Below are 13,331 nucleotides of genomic sequence, written 5' to 3' on the forward strand. Positions count from 1 at the left end.
GCCGGGTCATCCGGCCTGGGGGTAGGTGATGGCATCGGGCCACTTCCTTTTCAGGCCCGCTGAGAGGGCCGCCAGCAGTTGTGGGGAGGGACCTGCATCCGCGTCCGCGTCGGCTGCGGCATAGGGGGAGGTGACGGGGACGACCAGGGCGTCGGCGTCTAGGAGGTCCGAGACGAGGATCTTGACGGCAGTGACAGGGCGGCCGAGTCGGCCCGCCAGCTCGGTCACTGAACGTCGGCGCTCTCGGCACAGGGTGAGGATGTCGTCGCATTCCTCGGCCTGGCCCGGGCCGGGGCGCCCCGGCCCGGCGTCCAGCACGGTTTCCAGGCCGAGCAGGTGCCGCGGCATGGTACGCCCGCGCGTCAGGGTGTAGGTCCGCACGAACGTCGATTCCTCGGCCGCGCGGCCGTGTGTGGTCACCGGACCTCAGCACCCGTGCCGACGCGGACGGGGATCTGCATGTAGGGGGCGAACCTCTGCACGAGGCGCCCCGTCTCGTACCCGACGGTGCCCGCGTCGGCGTCCGTGGTGGCGATGACGGCGAGGACCGTGTCCACCACACCGCGTTCGTTGCCGGGGTGGTTTTCGAAGGCCGCGCTGCGACCGGCGCTCTGGACGAAGAACAGGCAGTCGTCTCGCTCGATGACGACCTGCCTGGCCGGCCGCTTCTTGTGGCTGGGGCCGGTGATGTTCGCCGCGAGTGAGGCCACTCCGCTGAGCGCGGCCGACAGTTCGTCCGCCCAGTCCTTGTCGACGTCGCTGTCCAGCAGCCGCAGCCCGTCTCGCGACAGCAGCACGGCGTGGGTGACGCCCGGAACCTCGGCGGCGAACTGCCGCAGCAGCCAGGCCATGTTGTCCCGCTGTCCGCTTGCCGTTGTCTCGGATGCGGGCGCGTCGCCGGTCACGTTGTTCATCGCGGGGTGGGTGCTCATAGGGATCGCTCCAGAAGGGGGAAGGGCCAGCGGATGTAACGGGCCGCCGGGAACGTGGAAGGAAGGGCGAGGCTCAGGGCCTGGGCTGCTCTGTCGAAGCGGTGGGAGAACCGGCGGCCCCGCCAGCCTGGATGCCGTTGCGGAAGGCGGCTGCGAGCCCTGGCGTCGCCGCGGTCACGGGGGATTGCTCCCGCTCGCGTGGTGGATGGAACGAGCCGACCTGACGTCTACGCGTGGGAAGAGCGGGCGCATCAGCAGACTGACCTGCCTCTGCGGCTCCCGGTGCCCCTGCGGTGCTGGGGCGTGTGACCTGGCCTGCCGTCGGGATGGCTGGAGCCGTGGCAACCTGCCGCGGATGCGGCGCGGAGGGGCGGGCTTCCTCTGGCAGCGCGCTCGCATCGTCGACGGAGGGAATCGCTACGAGGAGCCGTGCCGGAATAACGACCAGCGCGGTGGTGCCTCCTGTCACGTTCTCCTGCAAGAGAACGGACAACCCGTGCGACTGGGCGATCTTCGCGGCGACCAGCAAGCCGAGCTGGCCAGCTCGCACCTGACCGCTGACGTCGACCTCGTCAGGCGCCTTGAGCAGACGGTTCATCTGCTCGCGCGTCCGCGGATGCATGGGGATGGCCCGGTCCTCGACCTCGACCGCCAGCCCGTTCGCCACCCGCTGCGCACGCACCATCACCTTCGTCGCCGGATCGGAGCACTCGCAGGCGTTCTCGATCAGCTCGGCCAGCAGGTGCGTCAGGTCCGGACCCACATGTCCAGGAAGACCCAGCTCGGCGCCCACAGACCCGGCCGCGACGGCCACACGCGGATACTGCACGACCTCGGAGACCGCGCCGCGCAGCGCCGTCGCGACGGGAACAGGCCGGCGCACGCTGCGCAGGGACTGCCCACCCAGCACCGCCGTGCTCTCGACCTGGCGACGCATCCGCGTCACGAGGTGATCGATCTCGAAGATCTTGGCCAGCAGCTCCGGGTCGTCGGTCAGCATCTCCAGCTGGCTCAGTGCCTGAAGCGCCTTGCCGACCAGGGCGTGCTCGCGCATGGCCAGACGGCGCAGCACTTCCAGGAGGACGACGGACTGCGACTCGTCGTGCACACGTATCAGCGACGCGATGGCCTGCGCCTGGACTGCACTCAACGCCTTGTTGATTTCGGCGTTCGGACTGGCCGATGGTGGCGCCTGAAGGTCCGGCAGCGGCGGGCGTCCCCCGCGGCACAGCTCGTCCGCCGACCACTGCACCGACTTCTCGACGGCTGCCGCTGCCCCCGTGATCGCGGTCAGTGCCGCTGCCCGGGCCTCCTCCGCGGCTGTCTGCACGGCCCCTGCGGCCGTTCGCGCTCCGCGAGCCGCCACCGTGGCGACCCCAGCCAGTCCGCAGACCAGACCGGCCAGGAGCCAGCCGGGGCCTACCGCGGACACCGACCAGAGGGGGAAGGCGGCACCGAGCAGCGCGGCAAGGAGCACCAGGGGCAGTGCCACGGCGCGGCGGACACGGTGCAGCGTGAACGCGTCGATCGGAGGCCGCCGTCTGCGGTGGCCGGTAGCGGCCGGCCGTGCCGGGAAGGCGCTGTCAGGCATGGGAATCCTCGTCAGTGTGGGGGTGGCTAAGCGTGCTGCGGCGTCAGGTCTGCGCAGGTCTGGCGTGTGCTGCGTGAGGTCGAGCGGGGCGTCGGAACCGCGACCGCGCCGCGGTGGTGGGAGGGCTGCGTCGCCAGGAGCTGAAGGAGCCGGGCGCTCTGAATCAGGCCCATGTGGCTGAACGCCTGCGGGAAGTTGCCGAGCTGGCGCTGCTGGACGGGGTCGTACTCCTCGGCCAGGAGCCCGAGGTCGTTGCGCAGCGCGAGGAGGTGTTCGAACAGGGCGTGGGCCTCGTCCAGTCGGCCGGTCAGGGCCAAGGCGTCGACGAGCCAGAAGGAGCAGAGGACGAATGTGCCCTCGTCTCCGGTCAGGCCGTCCACCCCGGCGTGGTCGCCGATGGTCGGGTACCGGCGTACGAGCCCGTCCGGGGTGGAGAGTTCACGACGTACCGCGTCCACGGTGCCGACGACGCGCGGATCGTCCGGCGGCAGGAAGCCGACGCGGGGGATCAGCAGCGTGGCGGCATCCAGCTCCTGCGAGCCGTAGGACTGGGTGAAGGTGTTGCGCACCGGGTCAAAGCCCTTGGTGCAGACCTCGTGGTGGATCTTCGCCCGCAGTTCGACCAAGTAGTCGAGGTCCATGTGGAGGGAGCTGGCCTCCACCAAGCGGATGGTGCGGTCGATCGCCACCCAGGCCATCACCTTCGAGTGCACGAAGTGCCGGCGTGCCCCGCGAATCTCCCAGATCCCCTCGTCGGGATCCTGCCAGCGCTGTGCCAGGTGCTCGACGAGTCGCTGGTGCAGCACGGCGGTGTCGGCGCAGTGGGCCACACCGCTCTCGTGCGCGAGGTACAGGGTCTCGATCACCTCGCCGTACACGTCGAGCTGCAGCTGGTCCGCTGCCCCATTGCCGACCCGCACCGGCGCTGATCCCTCGTACCCGGGCAGCCAGGGCAACACCCGCTCCCGCAGGTCACGCTCCCCGGTGATCCCGTACATGATCTGCAGGTTCTCCGGGTCGCCGGCCACGGCTCGCAGGAGCCATCGCCGCCATGCCTGCGCCTCCTGCCGGTATCCGGTTCCCAGCAGCGCGGCCAGCGTCGTGGAGGCGTCCCGTAACCAGGTGAAGCGATAGTCCCAGTTCCGGTTTCCGCCGATCTCCTCGGGCAGCGACGTGGTCGGCGCCGCGACGATCCCACCGCTCGGCCCGTACGTCATCGCCTTCAGCGCGATCGATGAACGGACCACGGGTTCGCGATAGGGCCCCTCGTAGGTGCACTCCCGTGTCCAGTCCCGCCAGAAGGTGAGCGTCTCGCTGAGCGCGGCCTCCGGGTCGGGAACGTCGGGCGCCGTCGCGTGGGACGGGCACCAACTGAGGATGAATGCCACGCTCTGCCCGGCGGCGACGGAGAAGGCACTGACGATGACGCCGTCCTTCTCCACCTGCTGGACGCAGGTGTCGAGCCACAGAGCGTCCGCGCCGGCCTCCGCGACCATGCGCCCACCGACCTCGTGAATCCACGGGCTGACGCCGCCGTACCCCGGCCGCGGACGCATGGCCGAGACCATGGAGACCTCACCGGTCAGGCCCTCGACGATCCGGATCACCTGCGGTGCCCCGTCGCGCGGCGGCATGAAATCGGTGACCTTCGCACTGCCGGAGGACGTCGTCCACACCGTCTCCAGCACGAGGGACTCGCCAACGTAGCGCCGCTCGGCAGTCGCACCGGCGCTCCCCTCGTATGAGGTGGCCGGGGCTATGCGCCACGCTCCGTGCTTCTCCGTGCCGAGCAGCGCAGCGAAGGGGGCCGACGAGTCGAAGCGGGGCAGGCACAGCCAGTCGATCGAGCCGTCGTCGCAAACGTGGGCACTGGTCTGCATATCGCCGATCAGGCCGTACTGCTCGATACGCGGAAGGCGTTTCATCGTGTGGGTCTCCGTTAGGTCCCGCGGATCCGGGGGTGGCGTCAGGGCCGCCGAAACGGCCGGGAACTGTCGGTGAGAAGAGACTCCGGGGGTCACCGGAGTGAGGGAGGCTCGATCTGGGTTGGCGTGGAGTCCTTGTCTGCTGGAGCATCAGGACCGGTCGCGCGACCGCCGCGGAGAACCAGCCACGGCATGGAGCCGAGAATCAGCACGATCACAACTGCCCCGGTGACGGTCATGTCCGGGGCACCGAAGCGGCCAGAATCAAGCAGGCGAAGGCAACCACGAAGACCGCGCCGCGCAGCACGTTGATCCGCGGCTGCCACCAACGCCGTCTCCGCGTCGGCTGCGCCGGTCCAACACCGTGCGACCGCACGGTCGCAACGAGTTCCTGGGTCGCTTCGGCGAGCCTGACCAAGTACACCCTGCTGGGCATGTAGCCCTCGGGGACGCTGTCCGAGCCGAGTTGCTGCGCGCGCCGCAAGGCCGGCTCTCCCGCCGATGCCAGGACCCCGAGCTGGCTCACGTGGCCGCGCAGACGCCGCACGAGGTCCTCCACACAGGCGGCACTCTCCGGCAGCGGCGAGTCCTCGTCCAGCACGAGCGCCACCGTCTCTGCTGCGGCCACCGCTTGATTCCGCCGCAAGCCCGACTCCACGGCGACGCGGTCCCGCCCGCCCCGGCCGACGCGCTGACAGGCTTCCCGGCGAGGGACCAGCGAGAGACGCATGACACAACTCCTGTTTGAATCAAGCCAAGTTGAGGGAAAAACGCCGTGCAGCGCCGACGGTTGACGTGCAAAGTGAGTGATCTGGCCGCTACGTTGAGCGAACCGTGAATCCCCGCCGAGGGGTATGCCTGCGCGGCCACCAAGACCGTCAAAGGCGTCAAAGATCATTTCGGAACCGAGGGGCAGCCCATGGCCCGCGCGCGAAACGTCGCCCTCGCCGCACTCCTGCGCGAAGCAAGCTGGTCCCAGCCTCAAGCAGCCGCCGCAGTTGCCCGAGTAGCCGCAGAGAGCGGCGCGCGCGAGCTGGAGGCCATCTCCCGCTCCCACATCGCCATGTGGGTCCAGGGCACGCGGCCGAGCGGAAGAGCGCCCCATATCCTGCGCGAGACGCTGTCCCGCAGACTCGGCCGCCGCCTCACCCTGGCCGACCTCGGGCTGGAGGAAGAGCCGACAGGCACGACCGACAGCGGTTCCGACTGGAGCGTCGACCCTCTGACCGTGCTGGCCGAGCTGGGAAGCGACGACCTCGATATGCACCGACGCAAGCTGCTGGCGACCGCCGCGTACTCGGCCGCCGGCCTCGCCTTGCCCACCGCCTCGTGGTGGACAGTTGCCCCTGCCGCAGCGGCGAAGCGCCCAGCGGTCTCCCCCCGGCTGGTGGCCCAGGCCGACATCGACGACGTCCGCGACCTGACGACCTTCTACTCCGCGCGCGACCAGCAGCGCGGCGGAGCCTCTGGGCGCTCGGCCCTGGCCGGTCACCTTCGCGACGAAGCAGTGCCCCTGCTCGGCAGTAGATTCCGCACGGAACAGTTCCGCCGCGACACGTACTCGGCCGTGGCAGAGATGACCTACCTCGCAGGCTGGATGGCCTTCGACGCCTCCGAGCACCGCACCGCCCAGCGCTACCTCACCCTTGCCGCCCGCATCGCGGCCGAAGCCGGCGACGGACCGCTCGGCGGCCACATCCTGCGCGCCCTCGCACACCAGGCAGTGGACCTCGGGCACCCTCGCAGGGCGCTCGCCCTGGCCGACGCCTCCATGTCCCGCGACCGCTATGGCCAGGCCAGCCACCGCGAGAAAGCCCTGCTTGCGATCGTCCACGCTCGAGCCCTCGCCGCAGATGGAGACTGCGCCGGAACTCTCGCGGCCATTAACCGCGCAGAGCGGGATCTCGCCCGCGCCGACAACAACGATGCGCCGGGTCGCGTGGGCTTCTTCCAGGAAGCCTCCCTCGCCCACGAGACCGCCTGCGCCCTGCGCGACATGGGCAAGCCGCTCGACGCGGAGATCCACTTCCAGCGCAGCGTCGCCACCCGACGTCGGCAGCAATACGCCCGCACCCACAGCGTCACACTCGGCTACCTCGGCGCCGTCCAGGTCCAGCAAGGCCGCCTCGACGAGGCATGCGCCACCTGGAACCAAGCACTCGACGCCATGGCCGGCGTCCAGTCCGGCCGCGCCCGCGACGTCATCGTCCGGATGCAGAGCGACCTCTCGCCCGTCCGGCAACGCGGCAGTCGCCACGTCGCCGAACTGGACCGGCGCGCGCGAGACATGCTGCGCGCCATAGGCTGACCGACGAGCAGATCCGCGGCGCCGACCGGAGGCCGCCGCACGCGCTACGCCCAGGGAGAGGAACGAGCGCCGATGGTGACGTACGAGGTCGAATCGATCGCAACGGTCGTCGGGGGCCACACCCGCGTTCAGGATGACTACCAAGGCGGGGTCGAATCGATCATCAGGCTCGACGACGCGTACCCGCTCGAAACGCTGCAAGGAATTGAGGAGTTCTCCCACCTGGCCGTGACCTGGCGCTTCCACCTGGCGGGACCCGAAGACGTCCAGCTCCATGCACGCAGTCCTCGGGGAAACCCGAACTGGCCGGCGACAGGTACGTTTGTCCACCGCAACCACCGGCGGCCCAACCAACTGGCGGTCAGCTACCCGCGGTTGCTCAAGGTCGAAGGCCGGGATCTCTTGGTCACCGATCTCGACGCCGTCAACGGGACGCCCGTTATCGACCTGGCGCCGTACTTCGAACAGATGGGGCCTCGGGGCCCGATTCGTCAGCCCGCATGGCCTGGCGAGATGCTTGAACCGAACTACTGGGCGAAGGCAAGCGAACGGCCCTCGGAGCGCCTCCTGTAGTGGGAGTGACTGAGCTGTGCTGCTCGTCATTTGCATGGTCGAGGACCAGCTGGAGGTCTGACTCAAGCGGCAGCCCTCACATGCCGGAACTCACACCACGTCTCCTCGCCGCAGCTTCCCCACGCGTCTGAGATCGCATCGAGAAGCCGGATCCCGCGACCGGATTCACTGTCGGGTCCGGCCTCCTTGAGTACAGCTGGGGCCAGGTTGTGGTCGGTTACCGAGACGCGTACCACGTCGACGTACACCGCGATCCGGAGCACGATTTCGCCCTCCCCGTGAACCACAGCGTTGGTGATCAGCTCTGAGACGGCCAGCACGGCGAACCCCGCCACCGGCTTCGAAACATGGCACCACCGTAGGAACGCCCTGGTTGTCTGGCGCATCTCCCCAACTTGCGCGAGATCAGGAAGGAAGGCCGCCTGACAGGCATGGGGTGCCGCCGGTATGGCTGCCCATGCCGATGTGCTGCGTCGGCCTTCCTGAACCGACCTCACGCGTGATGCGCCTGCTGCGGCCGCAAAGCTACGGATGGCCCCGTCGGGCGGGGGCGCTTGGAGCCTGGTCATGAGGGCTATCGCACCGCGGGGCCACGCCGTCGACCAGGGGAATCCAGAGGGGGAAAAAATCTGTCAAGGGGGGGAAACCGGAGGGGGAATTGAGGCCATGATTGGATTCCGCCCGCCAACAGAGGTCACACTCATGCCAGATCCGTTCGCCGACCTGCTCCTCCGGCTTCGGCAGGATTCGGGTCGGACGCAGGAGGAGCAGGCAGAGGCGATCAACGCTGTCTCCGGCCGGGATACCCTGACTCGCCGAGAGATCAGCCGCTATGAGAACTTCGAGAACATCCCTACCAATCACACAATCGGTCACATTGCGGCAGCCTGCGGTGTCCCCTTCGAGGAACTACAGCGGGAGGCTAAGGCTGCCCGCGTTCGGAAGAGAGAGGGGCATGCCAATGCAGGGGAGGACCAGGACGCCGTGAAGCGTCGCACGCTGCTGGGCGGGGCGGCTATCAGCGTGAGCGCGGCTGCCGAGCCCTGGGGGCGACTCGCCTTCGCTCTCAGCAAGGGCTCTAAGATCGATTCGTCCTCCGCTGTTGCGCTCATCGACCGGGCCGCTGAACTGCACGTCCAGGAACTCAACCTCAGCGCCCGGCGACTACAAAGCACAGTCGAGGCGCATCTTGACGCGATCACCGCGGCTCTGTCTCGTGCCGGCGAGCACGAACGGGCTCTCGCCATCGCCGCTGGAGAAACCGCAGCCTTGGCCGGTTGGGTGGCCTGGGACCTGGGCGAGCACGACAGAGCCGACGCCTACTACAGGGTCACTTCGCAGTGCGCGGCGACCGCCGGGCACCCTCCACTCCGGGCTCTGGCTCTGACCTATGCCAGCTACGGCGCTTCGTCGCCGAAGGCGAAGTTGGAGTTCCTTTCCCAAGCGGCCAACGATGTGCGAGGCCACGGCAACGCTACGGCTGCCGCCTGGGTCCTCGGCAGGCACGCGGAGGAAGCCGCGGCGGTCGGCGACGAGACGGGGGCGCTCCGGGCGTTGGAGCGAGCGCGCTTCGCCTACGACTTTGCGGATCACACCAGCGAGCAGGCGTGGGTCCGGTTCGTGACCCCGTACCGCATGGACTCGTTGGCCCTCTCCGTATATGGACAGTTGGGGCGTCCTGAACTCACCGTTACAGCCGACACCGCGGTCGGCCGCCTCGGAGACGAACTGTCGGATGGGGGTGTCGTGGTTCTCGGTGATCTCGCTTCGGCCCTGCTGCGTGGAGGTGACGTTGACCAAGGCGTCTACGTGTCCCGCCAGTTCGCCGCAGCGGCTCAGGCCAAGCCGAACACGATGGGCAAGGAGCGCGCCGCGACTATCGCAGCGTCGCTCCCCGACAGCGAGCAGGAATTTGGCCTTCACCTGCGGCAGTTCGCTTCCTGACCCCCGCGCGGCACACGGGCAAGCTCAGGATGCGAACGCCGTCGTATGACCTGTCGGCCGTCAGTCGCGTGCCGTCTCCTCGACAACCCAGGACAGGTATGCCTCCGACCCACCACTCACGGGCAGCGTGATCCACTGGGGAACGTCGTACGGGTGCTGCTCGTGCAGCCACGCCTCCAGTGCCGGGAGACGATCCGTCGTAGTCATGTACGAGATCCGCCACTCCTGCGCCGTCTCGACCTTCCCCTTCCACCAATAGAAGGCGGTGATCGGCGCATCAACGTGAACGCCCGCTGCCAGCTTGCTCTCGACCGCGCCCCGGGCCAGCGCCTTCGCCTGATCCTCGTCGTCGCTGGTCGTCTGCGCGATCACAATATCGTTGGCCATACAACTACCTCTCCAGCTCGGGTACCGCGACTCTACCCAGCCGTCAAGGGCACACGGCACGCTGCTGAAACAGCTCCGTCCCTTGCCCGTGCCGGACTTTCCGCTCGACAGACCCGAACGTTCATACGGGTCGCAGAGTGATCGAGGCGGCGACGTCCCTGTCTGAGGGTGATCGCGGGTGGTTGCGGCAACGACATGCGGAACTCCGCGAGTGGCGGGAGCACAGGCCCGCGGGCACGCCCGAATGCGTCGTGCACGGCGCGTGGGTCGGCAACGTCGACCGCACGGCGGCCCGGCCGCTACTGATGGACTTCAAGCTGGTCTCTGTCGGGCCCTCGGAGTGGGATCTCGTCTCTACGGCGGTCAAGATGACGACGACCGGCGCGGTCACCGAGGCCGAGTACGCCGAGTTTTGCGAGACGTACGGACTCTGTTGCTCATTTCGTCTGGGCTCGGGGACGGCTGATGCGCGAGGGTGACTTGCCCGGTTCTTGACGTTCTGATGGTGAGGCTGCGGGCACGGGAGGTGCTGACGAACCAGATGCTCAGGAATATGGAGTTGCGGGCGGCGGCCCGGCTGACCGAGGAGCTTGGAGACCCGTTGCCGCGTTGCGGGCCGTTAGCCTGTCGGTATGTCAGAGCGTGTCATGCCCGGTCGCGCGGACGGCCTGATCACCCTGGGTGCCGCGGACGCTCTGTGGGTCGACTTGACGGCCGGCAGTGCTGTGCCGACGGCTTCTGGGGCATTCACCTGCTCTCCTGCCCATGCCCGGGCGGGGTACGTCCTGCTCGGCGGCCATGTGGTCGCGACGGTGAGGGCGAGCGGCGGTCAGTGGAGTGTTCCCGAGGTCGAGGTGCGCCGGACGGCCGCGGAACTGAACACGGTGGGAATGGACCGGCAGGACCTGGTCCGCATCGGTCCGTTTCGTGGGGCGCCGAGGCAGGAGCGCAACGAGGAAACGCCGCTGCGTTGGTGCCGGCGCATCACGCGGGAACTGCAGGAGCTGGGCGGGCGCGCGCGGGCAGCACGACGTGAAGCCGGCCGGGCGTACCATCTGGCGGGCATCGACTGGCGACAGATACTCGTGGAGCAGACCCGCGACGGGACGCAGCGGACATGGTGGCTGCCGCGCGCCGTGGTCAGGCTGCTGGATGCGGCCGAGCACACCGAAACGCAGTGGGTGCAAGCCGCGCGGACCCGCCAGGCAAGCGCAGCCGTCACCGAGCCGCCCTCCGGCCCCCGGCAGGCCCGAGACGCCGGCGGTCGGCAGACGACGAGCCCCGAGGGCCCCACCGCCTCACTGCGCCCGTACAACGCGGAGCTGAAAGGCCAGCTGTACTCGGTGCTCAGCAGGAAGCCCAGTACCTCCCGCAGGGTGGCCGGGTGGGCATGCGCTGTCTGCCGCGTCGCGCCCGCTACAGTCCTCGACCACTGCCACGAACACGGCTACGTCCGCGCCCCCCTCTGCCAGTCCTGCAACACACTGGAACGCCCCGACCACCTGTACAGCAACGACATCCGCGTGGCGAACCGCTACACACGCCTCTTCCACACCGACACCGACGACTGGCTCCGCCACTGGCACCGCTGCCCCGGCTGCCGCGCACGCACCACCCTGCCCCTGCCGCACCTCGCCGCATGGACCGCCCACACAGCCTGCCGATCGCTGCGCCCGACCCACCGCGCTCCCAGCGGGCGCACGCCCTGCGGTGTCCTGCGCGTGTCCTGGACGGGCAGTCACCAGGCGCCCCGTTCCTGCCTGCTCACGGTCGCCGTCGACCTCTGCCCCTCCGGCGAGCACCGTGTCCTGGCGCGAGTCCCCTACCGCGAAGCCGCCGAGCGGTTTCGTGTCTGGTTGGCCGAGACGGCCCCTGCCGTGGCCGCCGCGGCCGGTCCTGACCGCTTGGACGGCCTTCCTGCCCAGTTCCGGCCAGTCATCGTGGACACCAGCGGCGAGGACCTAGAACTGTTTTGAGCGGGCACCGGGAGACCTGACGCCCCCACGTCACCTCGCAGCTGCTGGCCCCGACAGGGTCACCCCGCACGCCCAGCGAAATGCGCAGCAGAGTCCGTGCGGAACGGACGTCACCGAGTGGGAGGGATACGAGCTTCTCGCTGGGGCTCCCGAGTTACGCATGACGACCTACACAGCCCAGCACGCGTGCATGCGACCTGACTCGCAGGCAGAGGCTCAGTACCGTGTCGACTGCAGCAGTGACCCTGGCACTGGAAAGGGATCATGTAGCCCTCGCGAACGCCGCGACACTCAGGCGTTGTAGCCCTTCCGTTTCACTCCGGGCCCCGATTCCCAGCGATCTGCGCCACTCGCAGGTCTGTCCGCAGTACAGCCAGCGACTTCCGCGCCGCCTCTTTCTCGGAGGCTTTCGGCTTCTCGTCCGGGCTGGCCGCCGGCGCCGTGCGCACCGGTTTCACGGTGCGCCCGAGCCAGGCGAAGGCGGAGCACGCCCTGCCGCTCTTCTCCGACGGAAAGCCCCTGACGTTTTCCGGTTGGACTTCCCTCGGCCCGGCATTCGCCCACGGCAGACGAGAAATAGCCCCGAAGGACTGGAACCTTCTCTGGGGCTATGTCAACGTACAACGTCCCCGAAAAACACCAGGTCAGTGATGGGATTCAGGATTCCGGGCCGACCTGCAGGTCGGCCATGCCGGAGGCCGGTACCTCGTGCTGCTCGGCCTCATCGCAGAGGCCCGACCCAAGGAGTATCCCCTGTCGAATGCCGCTCTCCGATCCGTCCGATTCAACGCCTCAATCCGCTTGGCACTTGACGCCCTGAACGTATGGACCACATCGGAGCGAGAGGATTACGACGCTCATCCACGGCGCTGTTTCTTTGCGTCTGTGCGACCGGGTTGGTCGGCGAGGACTTGCTGCAACGTAGCTACCGCCGGGACCGAGTGGTCCTCGCGCGCATCGCGACACGCCTGGAGCCCAACCCTGGTACATAGCCCGAGCCGTCGGCGCTCCCGAGCGCATCGTTGCGCACAATTTGGACTGGCTAATTGACGACGGGCTCCGGGTACTCGTGACGGACGGCGCGACCCCGTTGTCCGATCGCACCGGCTGGCCCCTGAGTTTCGTCCGCTAGCGATCGTCCGTGAATTTCCCTGTGGGAGCGCACAACATAGACCACGATCGCCGGTTGGCCAAACCGGCGATCATGAAGACCATTGAGGGTGTTCGCAGCGGCTGTGCTTGGCGGTGGAGCCGTTCGGACACTATGGCCCTTCATGTCGGCGCCCTGCAGCCCCTGTAACTGACAGCGCCTGCCCATCAGCTGTGGCGGAGTGGGTACAAGTCGCGCGCTGCCGCTTGGGTGGCCGACAAATCCGGAATGCCCGAGGAAGACATCAATGGCTCGTCCACCTGCGCTCAAGCTTGCCGAAGTCCTAGCGGAAATCCGCATGAGCGCATCGGCCTTCTACCGCCTACGCGCTCGCGGTCAGGCACCCCGAATGATCAAGCTACCCAATGGTGAACTGCGCTGCCGCCGTGCCGATCTGGACGCGTGGTGGGAGGCGTGTGAAAGGGATACGCCTGGATGGCGATGAGTTACAACGTCCGCTTCTGGGACATACGCGAACGTTCTGATCGGCGCAAGCCTTTCCAGATCCGGTGGACGGTCAACGGGCGCGAGAAGTCCGCGTCCTT

General features: G+C 68.3%; 13 protein-coding genes. 6 read left to right on the top strand and 7 right to left on the bottom strand.

Translation table 11 applies throughout. The features are described from left to right. Window positions 1-6 precede the first annotated feature (6 nt). The 5 genes from ACZ69M_RS49310 to ACZ69M_RS49330 all read right to left on the bottom strand — a co-directional run bounded on the left by ACZ69M_RS49310 (window position 7) and on the right by ACZ69M_RS49330 (window position 5,178). Window positions 7-420 (bottom strand): DUF742 domain-containing protein, encoded by a 414-nt coding sequence (locus tag ACZ69M_RS49310; protein ID WP_470060250.1) that lies wholly within the window; start codon window positions 418-420, stop codon window positions 7-9. Further along, entirely contained in the window at window positions 417-932 is a 516-nt protein-coding gene (locus ACZ69M_RS49315; protein WP_376223327.1) for a roadblock/LC7 domain-containing protein, read from the bottom strand. The genes ACZ69M_RS49310 and ACZ69M_RS49315 overlap by 4 nt, the downstream gene beginning before the upstream one ends. A gap of 73 nt (window positions 933-1,005) precedes the next feature. After that, the gene (locus ACZ69M_RS49320; protein WP_470060251.1) at window positions 1,006-2,523 is read right to left on the bottom strand and encodes a sensor histidine kinase; all 1,518 of its coding nucleotides are present in this window, start codon (window positions 2,521-2,523) and stop codon (window positions 1,006-1,008) included. Between the two features lie 26 nt (window positions 2,524-2,549). After that, window positions 2,550-4,448: a glycoside hydrolase family 15 protein gene (locus tag ACZ69M_RS49325; RefSeq protein WP_470060252.1), complete on the bottom strand. Its 1,899-nt coding sequence runs from the start codon at window positions 4,446-4,448 to the stop codon at window positions 2,550-2,552. 235 nt (window positions 4,449-4,683) lie between these two features. Further along, window positions 4,684-5,178, bottom strand: coding sequence for a DUF6415 family natural product biosynthesis protein (locus ACZ69M_RS49330; RefSeq protein WP_327137744.1), 495 nt, complete (start codon window positions 5,176-5,178; stop codon window positions 4,684-4,686). 189 nt (window positions 5,179-5,367) lie between these two features. Between ACZ69M_RS49330 and ACZ69M_RS49335 the strand changes: the two genes are divergently transcribed. After that, a complete protein-coding gene (locus tag ACZ69M_RS49335; RefSeq protein WP_470060253.1) occupies window positions 5,368-6,756 on the top strand; it encodes a tetratricopeptide repeat protein in 1,389 nt (462 codons plus the stop codon). Between the two features lie 72 nt (window positions 6,757-6,828). Continuing rightward, window positions 6,829-7,329 carry an SAM-dependent methyltransferase gene (locus ACZ69M_RS49340; RefSeq protein ID WP_355486384.1) on the top strand — a complete coding sequence of 167 codons (501 nt, stop codon included), beginning with the start codon at window positions 6,829-6,831 and terminating at the stop codon, window positions 7,327-7,329. Window positions 7,330-7,391: 62 nt separating this feature from the next. Here ACZ69M_RS49340 and ACZ69M_RS49345 read toward each other — a convergent pair whose 3' ends face one another. Further along, a complete protein-coding gene (locus ACZ69M_RS49345) occupies window positions 7,392-7,778 on the bottom strand; it encodes an ATP-binding protein (RefSeq protein ID WP_382213385.1) in 387 nt (128 codons plus the stop codon). Between the two features lie 253 nt (window positions 7,779-8,031). On the opposite strand from ACZ69M_RS49345, the gene ACZ69M_RS49350 reads away from it, so the two are divergent. Beyond that, window positions 8,032-9,273 (top strand): helix-turn-helix transcriptional regulator, encoded by a 1,242-nt coding sequence (locus tag ACZ69M_RS49350; protein WP_470060254.1) that lies wholly within the window; start codon window positions 8,032-8,034, stop codon window positions 9,271-9,273. 60 nt (window positions 9,274-9,333) lie between these two features. Here the strand turns inward: ACZ69M_RS49350 and cutA are convergent, their stop codons facing one another. Beyond that, entirely contained in the window at window positions 9,334-9,660 is a 327-nt protein-coding gene (gene cutA / locus ACZ69M_RS49355) for a divalent-cation tolerance protein CutA (RefSeq protein WP_329371257.1), read from the bottom strand. Window positions 9,661-9,797: 137 nt separating this feature from the next. Here cutA and ACZ69M_RS49360 point away from each other — a divergent pair, with 137 nt between their 5' ends. The 3 genes from ACZ69M_RS49360 to ACZ69M_RS49370 all read left to right on the top strand — a co-directional run bounded on the left by ACZ69M_RS49360 (window position 9,798) and on the right by ACZ69M_RS49370 (window position 13,231). Next, on the top strand, window positions 9,798-10,139 hold the full coding sequence (locus ACZ69M_RS49360; RefSeq protein ID WP_470060255.1) for a hypothetical protein: 342 nt from the start codon (window positions 9,798-9,800) through the stop codon (window positions 10,137-10,139). 153 nt (window positions 10,140-10,292) lie between these two features. Then, window positions 10,293-11,636 (top strand): endonuclease domain-containing protein, encoded by a 1,344-nt coding sequence (locus ACZ69M_RS49365; protein WP_470060256.1) that lies wholly within the window; start codon window positions 10,293-10,295, stop codon window positions 11,634-11,636. A 1,397-nt stretch (window positions 11,637-13,033) separates the two neighbouring features. Continuing rightward, window positions 13,034-13,231 carry a helix-turn-helix transcriptional regulator gene (locus ACZ69M_RS49370; RefSeq protein WP_099939993.1) on the top strand — a complete coding sequence of 66 codons (198 nt, stop codon included), beginning with the start codon at window positions 13,034-13,036 and terminating at the stop codon, window positions 13,229-13,231. Window positions 13,232-13,331: the final 100 nt, after the last annotated feature.

The sequence above is a fragment of the Streptomyces sp. NPDC107454 genome (assembly GCF_055582885.1).

What these genes read in the sequence shown, in the direction of transcription:
- ACZ69M_RS49315 (WP_376223327.1), bottom strand. Translation starts at nt 932, where the DNA reads ATGAGCACCCACCCCGCGATGAACAACGTGACCGGCGACGCGCCCGCA.
- ACZ69M_RS49320 (WP_470060251.1), bottom strand. Translation starts at nt 2,523, where the DNA reads ATGCCTGACAGCGCCTTCCCGGCACGGCCGGCCGCTACCGGCCACCGC.
- ACZ69M_RS49325 (WP_470060252.1), bottom strand. Translation starts at nt 4,448, where the DNA reads ATGAAACGCCTTCCGCGTATCGAGCAGTACGGCCTGATCGGCGATATG.
- ACZ69M_RS49330 (WP_327137744.1), bottom strand. Translation starts at nt 5,178, where the DNA reads ATGCGTCTCTCGCTGGTCCCTCGCCGGGAAGCCTGTCAGCGCGTCGGC.
- ACZ69M_RS49335 (WP_470060253.1), top strand. Translation starts at nt 5,368, where the DNA reads ATGGCCCGCGCGCGAAACGTCGCCCTCGCCGCACTCCTGCGCGAAGCA.
- ACZ69M_RS49340 (WP_355486384.1), top strand. Translation starts at nt 6,829, where the DNA reads ATGGTGACGTACGAGGTCGAATCGATCGCAACGGTCGTCGGGGGCCAC.
- ACZ69M_RS49350 (WP_470060254.1), top strand. Translation starts at nt 8,032, where the DNA reads ATGCCAGATCCGTTCGCCGACCTGCTCCTCCGGCTTCGGCAGGATTCG.
- cutA (WP_329371257.1), bottom strand. Translation starts at nt 9,660, where the DNA reads ATGGCCAACGATATTGTGATCGCGCAGACGACCAGCGACGACGAGGAT.
- ACZ69M_RS49365 (WP_470060256.1), top strand. Translation starts at nt 10,293, where the DNA reads ATGTCAGAGCGTGTCATGCCCGGTCGCGCGGACGGCCTGATCACCCTG.
- ACZ69M_RS49370 (WP_099939993.1), top strand. Translation starts at nt 13,034, where the DNA reads ATGGCTCGTCCACCTGCGCTCAAGCTTGCCGAAGTCCTAGCGGAAATC.